This is a genomic window from Crenobacter cavernae (assembly GCF_003355495.1).
Lineage (GTDB): Bacteria > Pseudomonadota > Gammaproteobacteria > Burkholderiales > Chromobacteriaceae > Crenobacter > Crenobacter cavernae.
The window spans coordinates 1224212-1245375 of record NZ_CP031337.1 but is presented as its reverse complement, the minus strand read 5'-3'; the positions used below and the strand labels follow the sequence as shown (position 1 = coordinate 1245375).

Below are 21164 nucleotides of genomic sequence, written 5' to 3'. Positions count from 1 at the left end.
CCCCCGAGTTCGACAGTTAGCGCCCAAAATCGGCCTATTTTGACCCCTCACATCTAATAACCATGCGGGTTCCCGCGTGGTTCGCACTCCAACGCTTGTAATGGCACGTTTTTGTTGTGATATGTTTTTGTTGGCAGCATTCAAGACCAATATAAAGTAACGGCATGTTCGTCAAAGTCACCACATCCGGCTCGCGCCGCTACGTCCAATTGGTCGAAGCCTACCGCGACGACCATGGCCGCCCCAAGCAACGCACTGTTGCCACTCTCGGGCGGCTGGATCAGCTCGGCTCGGAACTCGAATCCGTCATTTCAGGCTTGCTGCGCGTCACCGGACGCTCTTTGTCAGAGCCCGCCGAGCCGCCTGCGATGACCTTCGAGTCGGCGCTCTCTCTCGGCGATGTCTGGGCGTTAACCGAACTATGGAACGAACTGGGCTTCGGCCAGCTGCGCCAGACCTTCCGCCGTACGCGCCATGGCATCGACGTCGAAGCACTGCTGCGGGTGATGGTGCTCAACCGGCTGTGCGACCCCGATTCCAAGCTCGGCGTATTGCGCTGGCTGGAAACCGTCAGCTTGCCTGGCATCGTCCTCGACAACATCGAGCACCATCATTTGCTGCGCGCAATGGATGCCTTGATCGAGCATCGGGACGCCGTCGATGAGGTCGTGTCTGCACTGTTGCGCCCGTTGCTGGATCAGGAGTTGGCGGTGGTGTTCTACGACATGACCACCATCCGCGCCGAAGGGCTGTCGCAACAGAGCGGCGACGTGCGCCAGTTCGGCATGGCCAAGGAAGGGGTGATCGCCCGCCAGTTCATGCTCGGCGTGGTGCAGACCGCCGACGGCATCCCGCTCTATCATGAGGTGTTCGACGGCAATACCGCCGAAGTCACCACGCTCAAGCCGACCATCGAGAAGGTGATCCAGCGCTTCCCGATTCAGCGCGTGATTGCCGTCGCGGATCGTGGGCTGCTGTCCACCGACAACCTCACCGAGCTGCAGGCGATCACGCTGCCGAGCGGCAAGCCGCTCGAGTTCATCCTGGCGGTGCCGGGACGGCGCTATAGCGAATTTACCGAGTTGCTGGCGTCGTTTCAGCAGGCGCATTGCTTGGGCGCGGCCAAGGAAGTCACCGGCGAACTCAAGTGGAACGGCTTACGGCTGATCGTCGCGCACAATCCAGACACGGCCTCCGACCAAGGCGCGCAGCGCGACCACACGATCGCCGAGTTGGAGCAGAAAGCGGCCGAATGGAGCGGTAAGCTCGATGCGCAGGATGCCGGCAAACGCGGCCGCGGCCGCAAGCTGTCGGACGGCGGTGCGCGCGCCCGGTTCTACCATGAGGCGTGCGAAGCGCATTTGGCACGCATCATCCGGGTAGACCTTAAGAGCGAGCTGTTCAGCTACAACATCGACGAGCAGGCGCTCGCTCATGCGCGGCGGATGGACGGCAAGCTGCTGTTGGTGACCAACGCCGCCGATCTGACGCCGATGGAGGTGATCAAACGCTACAAGTCGCTGGCCGATATCGAGCGCGGCTTTCGCGTGCTCAAGTCGGAAATCGAGATCGGGCCGGTGTACCACCGACTGCCGGATCGCATCCGCGCCCATGCGGCGATTTGCTTCATGGCGCTGATCCTGTATCGGGTGATGCGCCAGCGTCTTGCCGCCAGTCAAAGCGGCCTGTCGCCCGAGCGAGCGCTATCGCTGCTGCGGCGGATCCAGCATCACCGTGTGACTTTGAACAACGCTCAACCAATCTCGGGGATCTCGTCGATCAGCCAGGAACAAACCGGCATCCTGTCCGCCTTGCGGGTCAAAAAACCGGCCGCTAGCAAGCAACTGCCCCTTCTGTAGTGGAGCATTTCAAACGCTGTCACAGAAGAATCAATAACTTACGCGTTTAACTGTCGAACTCGGGGGTCCCAAACCCTGTGGGCCTGCTAGTCGTGTAGACGCCGCCAGCAGGTCATGCCGCTGTCGAACCCCAGCTCCTGGGGGCAGATCCTCCCACGGGATACCGGTGGCGAGGACGAGCAGGATGCCGTTGAGAAGCGCCCGGTCATCAACCACCCCCGGCTTGAAGGCGCGGGTGGCAACAGCGGTTGCAACGATTTCCAGAGCTTCTGGCTGATAACACTTCGCTTCATGCCGACCAGATGGGGCTTTACGCTGTCGGCATCAAGGAGGTTTTGTTAGCGGCTCTTGTGCGATGCTCTTCTGGATTTTGTTTATCAGCTCGGAAGTGGAATGCCCGGCTACAAATTTCAGCACGCTGACCTCTCCCCCCGCTGCCATTACTTTGTCGCCACCTGCAATTTCAGCTACGGCGTAATCACCGCCCTTGACCAAGACATCCGGCAATACCTCACCGATTAAACGGGCCGGCGTATCTTCGGCAAAAGGCACCACCCAATCGACGCACGCCAAGGCAGAAAGCATACGCATGCGAACGCCAAGTGAATTTACCGGGCGATCCTCGCCTTTCAAGCGTTTGACCGAAGCATTGCCGTTCACGGCCACGATCAAACGATCGCCCAGCGCCTTGGCTTTTTCCAGATAATCGATATGGCCCGGATGTAATATATCGAAACAACCGTTCGTCATGACGATGCGTTCGCCCTTGCCACGCGCGGCATCCACTTGCAAAAGCAGATCGGCTTCATCGTATACCCCGCGCTGGCCGGCAACGCTGCTCCCTTGCAAGGCGCGCTTCAATTCCAGAGGTGAAACGGTGGCCGTACCGAGTTTGGCGACAACCACGCCGGCCGCCACATTCGAAAGCGCTACAGCCGATGGCATATCCATGCCGGCAGCCAGCGCCGCGCCCAAGGTAGCCACAACGGTATCGCCTGCCCCGGTCACGTCGTACACCTCTTGGGCGCGGGTGGGCAAATGCAGGGGCTCGCATCCACGTGCCAGCAGTGTCATGCCTTTCTCGCTGCGCGTAACCAGCACGGCTTCCAACTCGAGTGCTTCGCGCAGGTTGATACCTTTACGGACGATTTCTTCCTCGGTTGCGCAACGCCCGACCACCGCTTCGAATTCTGCCAAATTGGGCGTGATCACCGTGGCTCCGCGATAACGTTCGAAATCGGTACCCTTGGGATCAATGATTACGGGCTTCCCGGCCTTGCGGGCCGCAGAAACGAGATCAGCCGAGCCGCGCAATACACCCTTGGCGTAATCCGAAAGCACCACGACGTTGACGGAGGGAAGAATGCGCATGAACTCGCGCAGCAGTTCTCCGGTTTCCCAATTGGGGAAATGATCTTCAAAATCAGCCCGGATCAGTTGCTGATGGCGCGACAAAATCCGCAGCTTGGTAATCGTCTTGCTACCAGGCACGCGTACCAGGCGGCAATCCACATTCTGCTGGGCCAGCATCGCTTCAATCTGATCGGCAACAGGATCGTGTCCCGCCAGGCCGAGCAGATAGGACTTTGCCCCAATCACAGCCGCATTGAGTGCGACGTTGCCCGCCCCGCCAACCCGTGCTTCTTCAGAGGTGACATGCACCACGGGCACGGGGGCTTCCGGCGAAATGCGGGATGTATTGCCATGCCAATAGCTATCCAGCATCACATCGCCCACGATCAACATGCTGGCTTGAGAAAAATCCGGCAAATCGCTGAGTGGTTTCAAGATCATTTCCTTGCGTATTTTTAAAATTCAGCAGGAACGAGGCCCAAAGCCTGTTCGACACCACCGCATAGCGTGTGGCCGATAAGAATGTGCGCCTCCTGAATGCGGGCCGTCACATCACTGGGTACCACAATGCTGCAATCGCACAGCGTTGCCAGCTTGCCGCCATCACGGCCCAGCAAACCAATGGTATGGATACCCATGTCTTTTGCGGCCTCAACAGCCAGGATCACATTTCGAGAATTGCCGGAGGTTGAAATCCCCACCAGACAATCTCCTTCCTTACCCAAACCCATCACTTGGCGCAGAAAAACATCATCGAACGAATAATCATTACCGATGCAAGTCAGCGCAGAGGTGTCGGTGGAAAGTGCTAGCGCAGCCAATGGACGGCGGTCCTTGATAAAACGTCCGGTAAATTCAGCTGCAAGGTGTTGGCTATCCGCAGCCGAACCGCCATTGCCACAAAACATGACCTTCCCTCCGGTTCGCAAGCAAGAAACTATTTTTTCAATGCTGGCACTAACGGCCTCGTTGCAGTCAGAAAGCTTTGATATGACGTCAAGATGCTGCCGCACGTTTTTCAGAAACAAATCATTCATTATTTATATTCCTTATCTATAATCGTTATCGGATTCGTGTTCCTATTGCACGAACTACTTGCTCTGGTTTCAGCATTTGCAAACAGGCTCGATCACCCCTTGCACATTGGCTTGGTACGTGGCCCTCGTAATTACGCAAACAAGGTCGGCAGCCCATTTCTGTTTCAATGCCGATGCTTTCTGGATTAATGGAACCCCATTTTGCATAAAGGGCCGGGCCAAATATACCCACCATCGGAACACCTTGGGACTCGGCCAAGTGTAGCAACCCACCATCATTGCCCACCAGCAAGTCTGCACAATGTCTGAAAATCCATAGCCACTCTTTCAGAGTCCATGCATTTATATGGTCGAGATCGCCTAGCCCGATTTGAGAAAAGAAGGGCTTCAGTTCAACTTCATCTGGTCCCCCTGCCACGATGAATGAGCACCGTCCCGTCAGCCCTTTAATAACCTCATGGTAATTGCTCAAATCCCAACGTCGAAAAGAGGCGTTCATGCTGGAGCCCGGATAAAGCACGACCACGGGCAAACCTTTTCCAGTCAGGGATTGTGCGAATTCCTGCAAGGCACTGCTTGGCTCAAATCCCGCAAGCAATTCAGGCAACTCTACCGAATACGTTGCGGGTTGCTTTCCATAAAAAGCAATGACCAAGTTCACTAGGTCAGAAAACTGCAGCTTTTCGCTTTTATGTGCTTCGTAATCCAGCGCTAAGGCAAAGGTACGGCCCTTTAGCGGTGCATGGAACCCGGCACTGCTTCGACCACAAAAAGCGATCAGTTCCGAAATCCGGTAATACTGGTCAAAATCGATGACGAGATCATAAGATCGTAGTTTACGGAAATGCTTGAAGAAAAACAGAAGCATGCCGTGAGGGCTGACGGGTAACAGCAAGGTGTCTTTCAAAAAATCGAGTTTTGAAAAGAGACCAGGGTTGGCCCGGCGAGTGGTTAACCAATCAATTTCCGCTCCGGGCATGGAGTCGTGCAGCATCCGCAATGCAGGCATCAAACATAATGCATCCCCCATCGCTGACAACTTGATAGCCAGCACTTTCCTTGGGACATTTTGCTTTGGTGGTTTCTTTGCCGGAAGCAGAGCGAGCACTAAGGCAAAAGATCGATCGAAAATTTTTAATAAGAACAACTTCATTTGTTTTCAGCGCCACATTCTTTAATCAGGGTGTTGATACGGTTCAACACGACTTCCACATCAATATCTTGCATGCAAATATTATTTGTGCAGGCATACATCTTTCCGCTCACGCCATCATAAGGGTTGTAGCACGGTGCACACTCTGCATTTCCAATGATTGCATATTGCTTTTTCCCCACGGGGTTGGCCGCAACAGACTGGGTTGGCCCATACAGCCCCACGGTACTTATCCCCATCGCCGCTGCCAGAAACATCAGGGAACTATCGTTACCTACATAAAGCGTTGCCCGTTGCAACACCAATGCTGTATCGGAGAATGAAGTGTTATTGACCAGACTCACCATCCTGGCCGAGTCAACCATCTTGGTCAATTCATTGACTCTTTCTGCGTCCGCTGCTCCATGGCCTAGAATGACAAAAGGCAAGCTGGAGGCATTGATCAAGGCTGCATATTTTTCGATGGGCCACATGCGGTTATCCGCTGGCGCATGTGGATTGCCACCTCCCGGGTTGCAGGCAATAAATTGATCAGGAAGTTTCTGGGCGATTTCATCCGACAATTCACTTGCAGCGGGGTGAAACTCCAACGACTCCACATTTGGAATATCAAGCCCACCCATGCGCAACAAATCGCATTCCTGTTCTGTGCGATTCACATCGAAGCGGTAAGTCATGTGTTTTTTGTAAAAGGGGTTCAGCCTGGAACTGAAGCCGTATATTTCCCTTATGCCTCCCAGCCAGCACACGACCTGAAAGAACAGGTTGCGATGAAAAACGAAGGCGGTATCATATTTTTCGGCACGCAACCGAAATACCAGTTTGGCCGCTCTGGCCAGATCGACCCAGCGGTTGCCAGAGGGCATGAATTCAATGACAATCTGTTTGTCGAGCCATGGATTATGCTCCGTCACCACCCTGCAGTGTTCCATAACTAAATGATGGAGACTGAGATTGGTGTGATGCTTTTTTATCAGCATCGGAAAGGGTGATGTTGCTAATACGTCACCCAGCGAAGCGAGCTTAACAAGCAATACTTTTCGCATTCAGGCTATGCCCTCTATTTTGTGATTTATTTCTTAATGATAGATTCAATTTTTTTGTTGTTAAATTTTCATAAATTATCTTCATGAAAATAATGCTTGTGAGCATTTGGATGTCGTGTTTTCCGCCTATTGCAACAAGGCAAATAAAGGCACAAAATAGGAAAACAGAGAAACGTCCAAAAACATATTTCGTTAAAATAACCAAAAGCATTAATGTGGCGGGTAATCCAACTTCAAAAATAAGCTCAAGTATCAACGAACCTGCATAATCATAAGTTGCATCGCCGGGCAGTTCCAAATGCATGGCACGGTAATTCAAATATGTGCCAAACCCATGCCCAAAAACAAATTCAGAAAGAGTGGAGTTTGCAACTAAGGTCATTGCGGCATATCGCCCGATGGTGCCTTCTCCGGAACCTAATATTGATAACTTCAAGGCGAGCATTTCCCCGAAGTTACTAAATATAACAGCCATGGCTAAGAGAAGCGCAAAAAATAGCAGCCAGATTTTGGTTTTTATATTTCCTGCTTGGAGGTATATAAAGGCAAAGGCAATATAGAGAAGTAAAGCTCTACTTGCTTCTACAACAAAAAAAACATAATTTGTAATAAGGAATAAAATTGAAATGCTAAATAGCCCCGGTCGTTGGGTGATTAATATTAACCCTAGTAGAACCAAATAGTATCCATATAGGCCTTTTTCGTTAAAAAAGCCAACGGGGCCGTCCTCGGCCGAAATGAAATTTTGCGTGGTAAAAATGGCGGCAGAAAGGAGGGAGAACAGTAGGCATGTCAATGCGTAGTTTCTTGCTGCGGAGGAAAGTTTGTAACTGTCAAATAATTTGATTAAGCTTAAAAATAGAAATACAAAAAAAACAGAAATGATAGGCATTAATCTTGAATAATGCAGAGTTGAGTCGTATGCAGGGACCCACCAAAAAATAATACTCGACACTGCTGCGGTCCCTAAAAGATAGGCTGCAAGTGGGATTTTATTAAATTTCGGGTAAAAAAGTGCGCAAGCTGCAAAAAAAAGCATTGCAACGCTTAACGGGCCAATTTTGATGGTCCATATTTGAGAAAAAAATAGCAGCGCAAAAAAAACTATGTCGCGTTTTGCAATCATATCGAAATAAAATGCTTGACATTAAAAAAGCAGGCTAGCACGCGCGCGGAGCCCCGGATATCTCCCTGCATCAACCGTTTGATGGACTTGACTATGTAAAATAGCCACACGGTCCACTTTCGTACAGGATGGAACTTTCTCGCATAGATCAAATGACTACGCAATGCACACCGATCCGCAAATTCCGACCGCGCTTTACGTCGAATATGCGCTGCACTACCCGTGGTGGCACCTTCCTTGTGATACACGATGCTTTGGGGAGCATATCCCAGCTTGAATCCTGCCCGCTTGGCCCGTGTTGCCCAGTCCAATTCCTCGCAATACAGAAAGTATTGCTCATCCATTAAGCCGACCTTCTCGATGAATTCCCGGCTGACCAGCATGGAGGCACCGACAATGTAATCAAATTTTCCTGGGTCAACGCTTTTACATAATTCTGCCGAATAAGGTTCCCCGCCCAAAGCATGTGATGAAATACCCAGCCAGGAATTATAATATCCGCCAACAGCTTGAATGGCTTTCGGGTCATGTTCATACAGCAGAGTGGATCCACAAATTCCAATTTGTGGGTCTTTCTCCATTACTTGCAGCATGGCTGTAAGTGCCTTTTCATCAACCAAGGTATCGTTATTAAGCAGCCAAATATGCGTTGTCTCAGGGTCTTTCAGTGCAACCTTAATGCCCACATTGTTGCCGCCTGCAAAGCCAAGATTATGGCCAGTTTGCAAGATAGAAACACAAGTCAGTTTGTGTTCGGTTACCCAATTGTTTAGTTTCTCCAGGGATTCATCCGTTGAATTGTTGTCGCAAACAAGGACGTGGAATTTATCAACGTTCAATTTCATCAAGCTGGAGAGGGATGCAATTGTTTCTTCCCCGCCATTCCAGTTGACCAGTATCGTATAAATCATTGCGCTACCTTACTCCTTGTCTCGCAATATACTTGAAATAATGCCGTGCAAATTTTGCACCAGATAAAGGTCTAATTGTCATGTGTTTTGGCAAATAAGAATAATAACCTTGGCGCAATATCTATTGCGTATTAATCAGGGTTCTGTGTGAAACTAAAAAATTCGGTTAAGTTTTTTCACTTTTATTGGGTGTGTTTTTTTGTTTTTGATGAGTTGTGATTTTTTGTATGCTGAATATGATATTTTAAGAATGGATTGGGGTATGAGTGAAACGGTTAAGAGGATGGCAGTTTTTCTGAGGCCTATTGTATCAGGTAGTATTGATGCGTGATTTTTTATGGTGCTAAATTTGGCTCCGCCAAGGGTGCTAAATAAAAGCATGCTTTTTATATTGAACAGATTTGAATGGTCGGAATGCTTTCTTATGCAGACTTTCTTGGCTTCATGACTATATTGTGGTGATAGCGACATTATGCCGTAATACCAGTTTTTTATGAAAATATCGCAGGTATTTTTAAGCCATGTTGAGCTGGTATGGGTCGCGTAAGACTCGATGATCTCATCCTCGTACCAATAAATCCGAAAAGGTTTTTTGCTTATGTATTCCAGTATGGATAGTGTTTGCGAAAAACGGGTTCCCTCGAATCGATCAAAGTCCATTTTTTTGAGTGATTCTTTGTGGTAAATGAGGGTGGAGAGCATCGTCATATGCCAGCCAAGATCGATAATTACAGATTCTTTGTTGGTATAAGTTTGTGATGGGATGCTTTGTATCCGATTCTCTGCATTTACCACGATAAAGTCGTAGCACTCCTCGGATGTGAGCTTGTCGTATACTGATCGAAATGTAGACCTGTCTTTTATTTTGTAATGATCTCCGAGTAGCCATCTGTATTTTGTATCTGGTAAACCGAGTACTCTAACAGTATTGTTTTCTGGGCCTATGTTTTCTTCATTGGAGAAATAATACAGCGAGCTGTATTTGAGCATGAGCTGCTGGATGACTTCTGCAGTATTGTCCGTCGATTTGTTGTCGCAGATGTAGATGGGGATTTGCCACTCTTTTGCAATTTCTATAAGGGCAGGGATGGATTCTATTAAGACATCTGCGCGGTTGTATGTCGGCATGCAAAATGCAAGCTCTTTGTTTTCTTCCATGTTGTTACTTGGTTCGCTGGATTTCATGTCGTCTTAAATTGGGATGTGATTTTCTTTGGCCTGCTTCAGTGGCAGCCTGCTGCTGCAAAGAATAAGTTCCGCTTTTTAAGGTAAATATAATTTCCGCCGAAAAAGCTTACGCCGACTATGGCGATGGCTTGTGAATACACAGCCCCAGATAAACCTATTGATGGTATCAATACTAGAGAGCTCAGGAGGATGGTGATTCCGTGGAGAACCGATAGAATAAAAAATGGCTCCTCTTTGTGGGATCGCAGGTATATTGCTTCTGCGGAGGTGATGTGTGCAAGCATCCCACTGATCGCCAGGAGTAGAATTAGGTTGATGGGCACTAGCCTATTGATGGCGTTGGGAAAGTATTCTTTCAGCAACGGGTATAGCGTTAGGAGGCTTATAAAACAGAGCGCAAGGAAAAATGAGGATTGAAATAGATCTCGTTTGAATGCATGGTCTAGATCAGTTTCCTGTCTCTTTGCGGCTAACTGTCCATAATGAGGGGCCTTGGTTGTCACCCAAGCTAAAGCGGTGGCATTCATGGCGTTGACAATCTGCAAGCTCATCCCCATCTGGCCCGCTGCCACTGGTCCACTAAAATGAAAAATAAGAGGGTTAAACAGTTGCGTGATGAAGTAACCGCTCATCCAGCTCACGGCAATGCGCCAGTGAAATGGCCAGATTTCCTTGCGCCAATTCATCGGAGGAAGGTCAGTGGGGTGATGAAGGAGATCTCTGAGGAAAGTGCTATAGCGCTGCCACAGCCAGATAAAGACCACTATGGCGCTGGCCGCACTACTAGCGGCCAATGCGAAGAGTCCACCATGCATGCTTAGCACGAGCCAAGCCGATATCCCGGTAACTCCGGCTTGCCGTAGTCTCAAGCCTGCAACCTGTGCGACATGGCCGCAGCCTTCCAGCAGGGCAACCACGGTGGTGAGTAGCAAGTTGAGAGCAGCAAAAATAACAAGCAACAGCCAAGCGAAGGAGACATTGCCAAGTGCTCCCTCCCCACCAGTAGCATTAGTGAAAAAAATAATGCCGGCAGGTAATAGCACAAGCACCATTAATATAGTTGCGATGCCGAACCAAACTAATGAAAACTGTAGCAGAGACTGTAGCCGCCGCTTTGCGAGTGGGCTACCGTTGACCGTGCCATTATCTTGCCAGGTTAAGTGTGCCATTTCATGACTGGCAAACTGAATTATGGCGTAGTTAAGCCCCAGCTCAACGAAGATCTGTAGCGCAATCAGACTGTTAAAGGTGTAGTAATAGCCCTGCTCGGCAGGGCTGAGGAAACGGCTAATAAAATAAATGCTTATCAAGCCGGACAGCACCACCCACCCTCTTGCAAAGAGCGTGAGAAATACTGCCCGATCGACACCAACTCGATGGAAAAAGCGCTTGATCACCCCAATCCGCCTATCTTATTCAATGTCGCTTGGCTCCCTACTTGGCCAAAGATGGAGTCAGACAATGCCCGTATTTCGATGCAAGTCTGGCTCTGTCCTAAAGTGGAAGCCTCTGTCAGCCAACTGCCAAATCCGCCGTCAACAATGTGGTCTTCTACTGTGACCACTTTATTCCACGAGGCTAATTGTTCAGTTTGCCTGGCTTTACTCTTCATTCCCCAAAGAGGCATAGAGTGGAGGGCGTGGCCTTGATAGGCTCCTTGCTGCAACCATGACTGTGCAAGCGCTAAAGATGCACCTGTGGTTAACAGTGTTTTCTCGGCGGGGCCGGGGATTACTTCAAGCCATTTTCCCGGTTCAACTTGAGGCACAGTCGCATGCAGGCATGGTTCCCCGGCTTTTGCCAAGCGTAAGTATGATGGCCCCGGATTTTTCATAAGGTAACGCATGCACGCCCTGACTTCCATGGGGTCACCAGGTGCAGCAATGGTCATGTTGGGCATCAGGCGCATGAGCCCGTAATCCTGCACCGCATGGTGTGAATAGCCCAGATTGCCATAAGCCAAGCCCCCTCCAACGGTAACGATAGTCACTGGTAAGTTATGGTAATCGACGTCGTTTCTGATCTGCTCTGCGCAGCGGAAGGTCGGGAAGTTGGCTATGCTGTAAGTAAAAACATGATAGCCTTCAGATGCCATCCCCGCAGCCAGCCCCATCATATTCTGCTCTGCAATTCCCGCATTGATGAAACGATCTGGGAATCGATCGGCAAACGGTTCTACAACTGAGTAGCCCAAGTCGCCAACAACGAGTGCAATGTTGGCATGTTGCTCAGCCAGAGTAACTAGCTCATCAATGAAAGCATTACGCATGAGCCATCTCCAATTCACGCAGAGCTTGCTCTAATTGTTCTTTATTTGGGCTTTTATAATGCCAGTCCACGCTATTTTCCATGAAGCTAACGCCTTTCCCTTTTATCGTGCGTGCGATAATGGCGGTTGGCTTTCCAGTTTCTGCAGGCAATTTTGAAAAGGCCAGATTAAGCGCATCGTGATCATGCCCATCAAGTTCGACGACAGAGCATCCAAATGCTCTCAATTTATCCGCCAGCGGCTCTAAGCAAAGTGTGTTATCAACCGTGGTGAGGCTCTGCAAATTGTTGTAGTCAATAATTGCCACAAGATTGTCCAACTTGTGGTGCGCGGCAAACATCAAGGCTTCCCAGTTGCTGCCCTCATCCATTTCACCATCACCGAGCAGTACAAAGGTTCGCCATTCTTCTTGCAGCTTTTTTGCCGCTAGTGCTTTGCCTACGCCAAAAGGAAGCCCGTGCCCAAGGGAACCAGTCGAAAATTCAACGCCGGTAACTTTGTGGCTAATATGGTTCATCAAGTCAGAAAAATCCTGGCCGTAGCTCTCTACCGCCGCCTTGGAAATAAACCCTTTTTCCGCTAATGCGGCATAGACAGCAACACAGGCGTGGCCTTTGCTTAAGATGAAACGATCTCTATTTTTTGCATTCGGAATATCTGGATTGCAGTTGAGATGCTGGTGATAAAGTACGGCCAGAATGTCTGCTATCGATAATGCGCTTCCAATATGAGACGCTTTGGCATTGTGGACCATCTGCAGGGCAGTGCGGCGCACTGCCCTTGCAAAAGCAAGGGCATCGGCCATAATGTTTATCCCTTAAGAATTTCTTTTATTTGTCGGCAAGCGTACATGACTTCATCTTTTGTCAAGCACACCCCGCTAGGCAAGTTCATCGCTTGTGAACCAACATGCAATGCATTTGGCTGTGCTGCCTGAGTACGCGGCCAAATCGGGTACTGGCTGATTGCCGGGAATACTGGTCGGCTATCCACATTTCTGGACTTCAACTGTTGCATCAATTGATCGCGGCTAATAGGTAAGGTCTTTTCTACCAGCAAGCTGCTCATCCAATAAATGCTTCTTGCACCTTCAACTTCTTTGTTAAGAGTAATGCCAGGCACTGACTCTAGGCCTTCCTGATACCAAGAGAAAATACGGCGTTTCATCTCGATCAGTTCGTCGACACGTTCGAGTTGTCCCAGCCCAAGAGCAGCTTGGATATTGGACATCTTGAACTTGACGCCATCAGCATCAATCCAGAATGTTCGCGAAGGGTTACGTCCTTGATCCCAGATCTTCAATGCCTTCTGATAGAGTGCATCGTCATTGGTGACAAGCATGCCACCTTCGCCGGTGACCATCAGTTTCGCACCTTGGAAGCTGAAAGCAGCAAAGTCGCCGAAACTACCACAACGCTGCCCTTGCCATTCTGCCCCAATAGCAGGCGCCGCATCTTCTACGACTTTAAGGTTGTATTTCTTGGCAATGGCCAAGATATTGCTCATTCGTGCGGGGTGTCCATACATATGGACAGCCATAATAGCTTTTGTCTTCGAAGTGATCAGGCTCTCAACGGAATTTGCATCTATATTCCAAGTGTCGAGTTCGATGTCTGCAAATACTGGAATGGCTCCTACATAGCGAACGGCATTGGCAGTAGCCACCCACGTTTGGTCTGGTACGATGACTTCATCGCCAGGGCCGATATCCAGAGCCATCAGTGCGATCTGCAGTGCCCCGGTGCAGCTAGACGTAGCCAAGGCATATTTCACCCCGACGTATTCGGCGAATTTTTTCTCAAAGGTTGTGAGATACTTTGACCAATTACTATTCCACCCATTTAGTGCCGCATCAAAAGAGTACACCACTTCTTTGGCGGAAATAGACGGTCCAGCAGTCAGGATTAGCTTCTCGCCAATGTGCTGGGAGGATGGCTTGAAGGCCATGCGAACAAATTCTTGCTGGCTGGTTTCGCCCTGTTTTGCCTCCCTGTATGAAACGAACTCTCCATTCTGCTCTTTCACGAGGGGGATGCGTTGTTCTTCTGCGAAGCTATTATTTTTATAGAAATCAATGGCGTGCTCATTGTCGGCCATGACTCTGAGATAAAAGCCTTCAACATTGATGGTTTTCCGAGCCCATTCGATCAATGCGTTGATTGCTGTTGAAAAAATACCTTTTGCTTCTGCTCCTACACCACGGACGACATTGTCAATCTCGAAGAGCATTTCTTCGTTATGACAACCATTAAAGCCTATATGTCCGAGTGTTTTCCCTTGAGCATCGGTGACCAAAAATAACATGCGGTCTTCTACGGCCAGAAGACGGCTATCCAACCATGCGCGGGTACTTTCTTCGGTCGCAACAAATTGTGTCGGATAAACGTGCACATTCTCGTTGCGCCAGGCAGTGAGCTTTCTGATCAACGCCAGATCGTTTTTATGTGCCGCACACACCGGGAGCAGGAACCCCTTATCCGACAGGGGAATGGCACGCAGATAGGCCTCTTGGATGTTTTTGGCGTTCTTTAGAAAGTTAAAGGACTCTGTGACAGCTGTCTTATAGGTGGAAACTGTATTTTTACTCATGAAATTCTCCTTAGAAGTTTACACCCACAATGGTTTCGATTTTCTCAATAGCAAAATCGAGCATTTCTTTTGTCAGGCCAGGATGAACTCCAATCCAGAAGGTGTTGTTCATGATCAGGTCGGTATTGGTCAGATCGCCGCTGACACGATATACCTGACCATCCATATACGGCTGACGTGTCAGGTTGCCGGCAAACAGCAGCCGGGTGCCGACGCGGTGTTCATCCAGGTACTTGAGCAGATCAACTCGGCTGATGCCGCTGTCGGGACGGATGGTAATCGGGTAGCCGAACCAGGACGGATCGCTGTTTTCGGTGGCTTCTGGCAGGATCAGGAACTCTGTGCAGCTTTGCAGGCGTTCGGTCAGGTAAGCAAAGTTGTCTTTGCGGGCCTGGATGAAGCCTTCCAGCTTGTCGAGCTGTGCCAGCGCGCAGGCGGCCTGCATGTCGGTGATCTTGAGGTTGTAACCCAGATGGCTATAGGTGTACTTGTGATCGTAACCGGCCGGTAGGCTGCCAAGCTGCCAGCCGAAGCGCTTGCCGCAGGTATTGTCACAGCCTGGTGCGCAATAGCAGTCACGGCCCCAGTCGCGGTAGGACTCGATGATTTTTTTCAGCTCGGAGTTGTTGGTAAACACCGCACCGCCTTCACCCATGGTGATATGGTGAGCGGGGTAGAAACTGAGGGTGCCGATGTCGCCAAAGGTACCGGCCAGTTTGCCGTCGTAGGTGCTGCCCAGCGCATCGCAGCAGTCTTCAATCAGCCACAGATTGTGTTTTTCGCACAGCGCCTTGATGGTCTTCAGGTTGTACGGGTTACCCAGGGTGTGGGCCAACATGATGGCCTTGGTTTTCGGGGTAATGGCGGCTTCGATCAGCTCGGCCTTGATGTTGTAGGTGGGGATGTCCACATCCACAAACACTGGTACCGCGCCAAACTGGATGATGGGGTTGACCGTGGTGGGGAAGCCCGCCGCCACACCGATGACCTCATCACCTTTCTTGATGGCCCGTGCACCCAGCTTGGGCGAGGTCAGTGCCGAAAACGCCAACAGGTTGGCCGAAGAGCCAGAGTTGGTGGTCAGCAGGTGCTTGACGCCCAGGAAGTCGGCCAGACGCTTTTCAAACATGTCGTTGAAGCGACCGGTGGTCAACCAGCCATCCAGCGACGCTTCGACCATATTTTTCAGTTCGGCGCCGTCGATGACCTTACCAGACGGCGGGATGACGGTTTTACCTGGCTCGAAGCTACGCGGCGCCATGGCGATGGCGGCGTATTCGTCGACGAGTTGGGCAATCTGTTGACGGAGTTGTTGGGCTTTATCTTGTTGGCTCATTGCAGTCATTCGCTAGTTTGGTTAGTGCCTAAGTAGGCGTCGATCTGTTGCAGCGTAACGCGCTGCATGTCTTGTCCTGCATGGTGGGCTCGGTGCCAGTTGCAGATGTGTTGCAAGGTAGTGGAGAGCGACCAGCGCGGCTGCCAGCCAAGGCGGGTGTGGGCTTTGGCACAGTCAAGCTTGAGGTAATGCGCTTCGTGCAGGTTGGCTGCCGTCGTGTCGATGACATAGCGTGCGCCATCGCCCCACTCGCGGGTAAGGGTGTCGACAATCCATGCCACAGGCTTGGCATCGCTCTCGTGCGGGCCGAAATTCCATCCTTCGGCGTAGACGGGGCCGTCGGTGTAAAGCTTTTCCGCCAGCGCGAGATAGCCCGACAGAGGTTCCAATACGTGCTGCCATGGGCGGATGGCTTGCGGGCTGCGGATGGTCACCGCTTCGCCGGCTTCAATGGCTCGCATGATGTCGGGAATCAGCCGGTCGCCGGCCCAGTCGCCACCGCCGATGACGTTGCCGGCACGAGCGCTGGCCAAAGCCACTCTGTGACGGGGGTAATCTGTCGGGTTGAAAAACGAGTTGCGGTAGGCGCTGGTGACGAGTTCAGAACAACCTTTGCTGTTGCTGTACGGATCATAGCCGCCCATCGCTTCGTCTTCGCGATAGCCCCACACCCATTCGCGGTTTTCGTAGCACTTGTCGCTGGTGACGTTGACTACGGCGCGAGCCGAGGGCGTGGCACGAACGGCCTCCAGCAGGTGAACCACGCCCATCACGTTGGTGGAGTAAGTTTCCACCGGGTTGGCGTAGGAGTAGCGCACCAGTGGCTGGGCGGCCATGTGGATGACGATGTCCGGCCGGCTATTCTGCATGGCTTGAGTGAGCGCAGCGAGATCGCGCACGTCGCCAATGATGGAGTGCATGCCGTCGGCCACACGGGCTTCTTCAAACAGGTTGGGCGTAGTGTTTGGGGCCAATGCGTAGCCGGTGACCTCTGCGCCCATGTGCTGGAGCCATAGCGAGAGCCAACTGCCTTTGAAGCCGGTATGCCCGGTGAGGAAAACCCGCTTTCCTTGCCAGAATGCCGGGTTCATTCCCATACCTTCCACGGGGCCTTGCCACTGTGCCAGAGTTCTTCCAGATAAATCTTGTCTCGCAGCGTGTCCATCGGCTGCCAGAAGCCTTCATGCGGGAAGGCGGCTAATTGATTGTGCTGAGCCAGTCTCTCTAACGGTTCGCGTTCCCAGATGGTGGCATCGTTATCGATTAGATCGATCACCTTGGGCGATAGTACAAAGAATCCCCCGTTGATCATGCCACCGTCGCCCTTGGGTTTTTCTTTGAATGTGGTGACCTTGCCATCCTGCATGTCCAGTGCACCGAATCTGCCAGGAGGGTAAGTGGCTGTCAGAGTAGCATTTACACCTTGGGTTTTATGGAATTCGATTAGCTTGGTGATGTCGACATCGCTGACTCCATCGCCATAGGTGAAGCAGAAGGCTTCGTCATTTTCCACGTAACTGCGCACTCGCTTGAGGCGGCCGCCAGTCATGGTGTCTTCGCCGGTATCCACCAAGGTGACACGCCATGGTTCGGCATAGCGCTGGTGAACTTCCATCTTGTTATGCGACATGTCGAAGGTGACGTCGGACATATGCAGGAAGTAGTTGGCGAAATACTCCTTGATCACATAGCCCTTATAGCCACAACAGATCACAAACTCATTAATCCCATAATGGGAGTAGATCTTCATGATGTGCCAAAGAATCGGTTTGCCACCGATTTCCACCATTGGCTTGGGGCGATGAGTAGTTTCTTCGCTGATGCGGGTACCGAGGCCACCGGCCAGAATGACTGCTTTCATTTTGCTCTCGTTATTCAATCAAAAAAGGGGGCTGTCGGAAAAAGATTGGCCTGCAAGTCCTTGGCAGATAGCGAAGGTTGCCCCGCAATAGGCCATTCAATGTTCAACTCTGGGGCATTCCAAATAATGCTGCACTCACTGTGGGGTGCATAATAGTCGGTCGTCTTGTATAAGAATTCGGCGTGTTCACTCAGTGTCAAAAAACCATGTGCGAAGCCCTCTGGAATCCACAACTGGCGTTTGTTTTCGGCCGACAGGTTCATTCCGACCCACTGGCCAAACGTCGGTGACGATTGGCGGATGTCGACCGCTACATCAAACACTTCACCTAGCACACAGCGTACCAGTTTGCCTTGGGCATGCGGGGGCAACTGGTAGTGCAGGCCACGCAGCACCCCCTTGACCGAGCGCGAATGGTTGTCTTGTACGAAGTGGACTTGGCGGCCGATGGCCTCCGCGAATTTTTTCCGGTTGAAGCTCTCGAAGAAGAAGCCGCGCTCGTCGCCGAACACGGTCGGTTCGATGATCTTGACGTCGGGGATGGCGGTATCGATCACCTTCATCAGAACACCTTTTCCTTGAGCACATTCAGCAGGTATTGGCCGTAACCATTCTTTTTCAGCGGGGCGGCCAGCCTTTCCAGTTGTGTGGCATCGATATGGCCGAGGCGATAGGCGATTTCTTCCGGGCAGGCTACCTTCAGCCCCTGGCGTGCTTCGATGGTGGCGATGAACTGGCTGGCTTCCAGCATCGATTCGTGGGTGCCGGTGTCGAGCCAGGCGTAGCCGCGCCCCATCGTCTGCACATCCAGCAGGCCATCCTTCAGATAGGCCGCGTTGACGTCGGTGATCTCCAGTTCGCCGCGTGCCGAGGGCTGAATTGACTTGGCAATGTCGACCACCTGCTGGTCGTAGAAGTACAGACCGGTAACCGCGTAGTTCGACTTCGGCTGCGCCGGTTTCTCTTCAATGCTGATGGCACGACCCGATGCGTCGAATTCGACCACGCCATAACGTTCGGGGTCATGGACGTGGTAGGCGAACACGGTGGCGCCGCTGTCCTTGCCAGCGGCCTCGGTCAGCAGTTTGGCGAAGTCGTGGCCGTGGAAGATGTTGTCACCGAGCACCAGTGCCGAATGGTCTCCGGCGATGAACGATTCGCCGAGGATGAAAGCCTGAGCCAGGCCGTCCGGGCTCGGCTGCACGGTGTACTGGAGGTTGAGGCCCCACTGGCTGCCGTCGCCGAGCAGTTGCTCGAAGCGCGGCGTGTCCTGTGGGGTGGAGATGATCAGGATGTCGCGGATACCGGCCAGCATCAGGGTGCTGAGCGGATAATAGATCATCGGCTTGTCGTAGATCGGCAAGAGCTGCTTACTGACTGCGAGCGTGGCCGGGTAGAGGCGCGTGCCGGAACCGCCGGCGAGGATGATGCCTTTGCGTTTCATATTGTTGTTCTCGAGACGTTTCAGGGGTTCAGTTGCGCGAAGACCTGGTCGACGCCTTGCCGCCAGTCAGGCAGGTTCAGTCCGAAGGTGCGCTTGAGCTTGTCGCAGTCGAGCCGCGAGTTGGCCGGGCGCGGCGCCGGAAGGGGGTAGCCGATGGTCGGAATCGGCTCGAGCGCGTCAGGCTTGAGCGCGAGCGGGATGCCCGCACGCTCGGCCAACGCAATGACGTAACGCGCGTAGTCGTACCAGTTGGCCTCGCCGCCCGCCGACAGGTGATAGGTGCCGTATTCGAAGCGGTGTGTCGGCCGGCGATAGTGACTCAGCAACTGGGCGGTGACGTCGGCGATCAGCGCCGCCGGGGTGGGTGCGCCGACCTGGTCGGCGACCACCGACAAGGTGGAGCGCTCTTTGGCCAACCGCAGGATAGTCTTGAGGAAGTTGTTTCCGTGCGCGCCGAATACCCAGCTGGTGCGTAGGATCAGGTGGTGGGCGGTCGCGGCGCGGATCGCCTGCTCGCCTTCCCACTTGCTGCGGCCGTAGACCGACTGCGGGTTGGCCGCGTCGTCTTCCCCATATGCACCATTTTGGGTGCCGTCAAACACGTAGTCGGTGGAATAGTGCACCAGCAGCGCTTCGTGCCGCTCGGCCCAGTCGGCCAGCGCCGCCGGCGCCTGCGCGTTGACGGCGAAGGCCTGCTCGAGCTCACTCTCGGCGCAGTCGACGGCGGTATAGGCTGCGGGGTTCACGATGATCGTCGGCTGGTAGCGGTCTAGCTCCGCGTGGATGGCGTCGACCCGCGCGAGGTCCAATTCTTGCCGGGTCAGGGCCACCACGTCGCCCAAGGGCGCCAACGCGCGCTTCAACTCGAAGCCGACCTGGCCGTTGGCGCCGGTGATCAGGATGCGGGTCATGCCTTGGCCCCATACTGCTGCGACAGCCAATCGCGATAGGCACCACTGGTGACGTTCCCCACCCAAGCCTGGCTGTCCAGATACCACTGCACCGTCTTTCGGATGCCGGTCTCGAAGGTCTCGGCCGGTTTCCAACCGAGCTCACACTCCAGCTTGCGAGCGTCGATCGCGTAGCGGCGGTCGTGGCCGGGGCGGTCTTGCACGAAGTTGATCTGGCTGGCGTAGCGCTCGCCGTCGGCGCGCGGCTTGAGTTCGTCGAGGATGGCGCAGATGGTGTGCACCACGTCGAGGTTGGTTTTTTCATTCCAGCCGCCGACGTTGTAGGTTTCGCCCAGCCGGCCGGCTTCCAGCACGCGGCGGATCGCCGCGCAGTGGTCCTTCACGTACAGCCAGTCGCGCACCTGCTGTCCGTCGCCGTAGATCGGCAGCGGCTTGCCGGCCAAGGCGTTCAGGATCACCAGCGGGATCAGCTTTTCGGGAAAGTGATATGGCCCATAGTTGTTGCTGCAGTTGGTGGTCAGCACCGGCAGACCATAGGTATGGTGCCAGGCTCGCACCAGATGGTCGGATGCCGCCTTGGACGCCGAGTACGGGCTGTTTGGCTCGTAAGCGTTGGTTTCGGCGAACGGGGGGTCTTCGGGCGACAGCGTGCCGTACACCTCGTCGGTCGAGACGTGAAGGAAGCGGAACGCGCTTTTTTGGGGCTCGGCCAACGTTTGCCAGTAGCCGCGCACCGCCTCGAGCAGGTTGAAGGTGCCGACCATATTGGTCTGGATGAAGTCGGCCGGGCCGTGGATCGAGCGGTCGACGTGCGATTCGGCGGCGAAATTGATCACCGCGCGCGGCCGGTGCTCGGCCAACAGGCGCGACACCCGCTCGCGATCACCGATATCGCCACGCACGAAGACATGGCGCGGGTCGTTCGCCAGCGATTTGAGTGTGTCAAGGTTGCCCGCGTAGGTTAGCTTGTCGAGGTTGACGACCGGCTCGTCGCTGCCGGCCAGCCAGTCGAGCACAAAATTGCCGCCGATGAAGCCGGCACCACCGGTAACTAACAACATATTTTTTTCTTATCCTTGAG

19 protein-coding genes and 1 pseudogene are annotated in these 21164 nt (G+C 52.7%); 1 reads left to right on the top strand and 19 read right to left on the bottom strand.

Going from position 1 to position 21164, the window contains the following annotated elements:
• Positions 1 to 164: 164 nt before the first annotated feature.
• Positions 165 to 1859 carry an IS1634 family transposase gene (locus DWG20_RS06070; RefSeq protein ID WP_115432973.1) on the top strand — a complete coding sequence of 565 codons (1695 nt, stop codon included), beginning with the start codon at positions 165 to 167 and terminating at the stop codon, positions 1857 to 1859.
• 89 nt (positions 1860 to 1948) lie between these two features.
• On the opposite strand, the pseudogene DWG20_RS06065 reads toward DWG20_RS06070, so the two are convergent.
• The 19 genes and pseudogenes from DWG20_RS06065 to rfbB form a co-directional block, all read right to left on the bottom strand.
• Positions 1949 to 2152: pseudogene (locus tag DWG20_RS06065) on the bottom strand (transposase); the annotation flags it as partial.
• Positions 2153 to 2183: 31 nt separating this feature from the next.
• On the bottom strand, positions 2184 to 3647 hold the full coding sequence (gene hldE / locus DWG20_RS06060) for a bifunctional D-glycero-beta-D-manno-heptose-7-phosphate kinase/D-glycero-beta-D-manno-heptose 1-phosphate adenylyltransferase HldE (protein ID WP_220272022.1): 1464 nt from the start codon (positions 3645 to 3647) through the stop codon (positions 2184 to 2186).
• Positions 3648 to 3667: 20 nt separating this feature from the next.
• A complete protein-coding gene (locus tag DWG20_RS06055) occupies positions 3668 to 4249 on the bottom strand; it encodes a D-sedoheptulose-7-phosphate isomerase (RefSeq protein ID WP_115432971.1) in 582 nt (193 codons plus the stop codon).
• A gap of 25 nt (positions 4250 to 4274) precedes the next feature.
• The gene (locus tag DWG20_RS06050; RefSeq protein ID WP_115432970.1) at positions 4275 to 5402 is read right to left on the bottom strand and encodes a glycosyltransferase family 9 protein; all 1128 of its coding nucleotides are present in this window, start codon (positions 5400 to 5402) and stop codon (positions 4275 to 4277) included.
• Complete coding sequence (locus DWG20_RS06045; protein ID WP_115432969.1) at positions 5399 to 6448, bottom strand: glycosyltransferase family 9 protein; 1050 nt, start codon at positions 6446 to 6448, stop codon at positions 5399 to 5401. The genes DWG20_RS06050 and DWG20_RS06045 overlap by 4 nt, the downstream gene beginning before the upstream one ends.
• Positions 6426 to 7574, bottom strand: coding sequence for a hypothetical protein (locus DWG20_RS15925; protein ID WP_147289923.1), 1149 nt, complete (start codon positions 7572 to 7574; stop codon positions 6426 to 6428). Before DWG20_RS15925 ends, DWG20_RS06045 begins: the two co-directional genes overlap by 23 nt.
• A complete protein-coding gene (locus tag DWG20_RS06040; protein WP_115432968.1) occupies positions 7571 to 8485 on the bottom strand; it encodes a glycosyltransferase family 2 protein in 915 nt (304 codons plus the stop codon). The genes DWG20_RS15925 and DWG20_RS06040 overlap by 4 nt, the downstream gene beginning before the upstream one ends.
• Positions 8486 to 8638: 153 nt before the next feature.
• Positions 8639 to 9670, bottom strand: coding sequence for a glycosyltransferase family 2 protein (locus tag DWG20_RS06035; protein ID WP_115432967.1), 1032 nt, complete (start codon positions 9668 to 9670; stop codon positions 8639 to 8641).
• Between the two features lie 38 nt (positions 9671 to 9708).
• Positions 9709 to 11070, bottom strand: a complete 1362-nt coding sequence (locus tag DWG20_RS06030; protein WP_147289922.1) for a lipopolysaccharide biosynthesis protein — start codon at positions 11068 to 11070, stop codon at positions 9709 to 9711.
• The gene (locus DWG20_RS06025; RefSeq protein ID WP_115432965.1) at positions 11067 to 11942 is read right to left on the bottom strand and encodes a transketolase family protein; all 876 of its coding nucleotides are present in this window, start codon (positions 11940 to 11942) and stop codon (positions 11067 to 11069) included. Before DWG20_RS06025 ends, DWG20_RS06030 begins: the two co-directional genes overlap by 4 nt.
• Complete coding sequence (locus DWG20_RS06020) at positions 11935 to 12747, bottom strand: transketolase (protein ID WP_115432964.1); 813 nt, start codon at positions 12745 to 12747, stop codon at positions 11935 to 11937. The genes DWG20_RS06025 and DWG20_RS06020 overlap by 8 nt, the downstream gene beginning before the upstream one ends.
• A 5-nt stretch (positions 12748 to 12752) precedes the next feature.
• A complete protein-coding gene (locus tag DWG20_RS06015; protein ID WP_115432963.1) occupies positions 12753 to 14531 on the bottom strand; it encodes a bifunctional GNAT family N-acetyltransferase/PLP-dependent aspartate aminotransferase family protein in 1779 nt (592 codons plus the stop codon).
• Between the two features lie 10 nt (positions 14532 to 14541).
• Positions 14542 to 15867, bottom strand: a complete 1326-nt coding sequence (gene rfbH, locus DWG20_RS06010) for a lipopolysaccharide biosynthesis protein RfbH (protein ID WP_115432962.1) — start codon at positions 15865 to 15867, stop codon at positions 14542 to 14544.
• Between the two features lie 5 nt (positions 15868 to 15872).
• Positions 15873 to 16958 carry a CDP-glucose 4,6-dehydratase gene (gene rfbG / locus DWG20_RS06005; RefSeq protein WP_181880981.1) on the bottom strand — a complete coding sequence of 362 codons (1086 nt, stop codon included), beginning with the start codon at positions 16956 to 16958 and terminating at the stop codon, positions 15873 to 15875.
• Positions 16955 to 17728 carry a glucose-1-phosphate cytidylyltransferase gene (rfbF, locus tag DWG20_RS06000; protein ID WP_115432960.1) on the bottom strand — a complete coding sequence of 258 codons (774 nt, stop codon included), beginning with the start codon at positions 17726 to 17728 and terminating at the stop codon, positions 16955 to 16957. Before rfbF ends, rfbG begins: the two co-directional genes overlap by 4 nt.
• 14 nt (positions 17729 to 17742) lie before the next feature.
• The gene (gene rfbC / locus DWG20_RS05995) at positions 17743 to 18291 is read right to left on the bottom strand and encodes a dTDP-4-dehydrorhamnose 3,5-epimerase (protein WP_147289921.1); all 549 of its coding nucleotides are present in this window, start codon (positions 18289 to 18291) and stop codon (positions 17743 to 17745) included.
• Positions 18291 to 19172 carry a glucose-1-phosphate thymidylyltransferase RfbA gene (gene rfbA / locus DWG20_RS05990; RefSeq protein WP_115432958.1) on the bottom strand — a complete coding sequence of 294 codons (882 nt, stop codon included), beginning with the start codon at positions 19170 to 19172 and terminating at the stop codon, positions 18291 to 18293. The genes rfbC and rfbA overlap by 1 nt, the downstream gene beginning before the upstream one ends.
• Positions 19173 to 19192: 20 nt before the next feature.
• Positions 19193 to 20083: a dTDP-4-dehydrorhamnose reductase gene (gene rfbD, locus DWG20_RS05985; RefSeq protein ID WP_115432957.1), complete on the bottom strand. Its 891-nt coding sequence runs from the start codon at positions 20081 to 20083 to the stop codon at positions 19193 to 19195.
• Entirely contained in the window at positions 20080 to 21144 is a 1065-nt protein-coding gene (gene rfbB / locus DWG20_RS05980) for a dTDP-glucose 4,6-dehydratase (RefSeq protein WP_115432956.1), read from the bottom strand. The genes rfbD and rfbB overlap by 4 nt, the downstream gene beginning before the upstream one ends.
• Positions 21145 to 21164 lie beyond the last annotated feature (20 nt).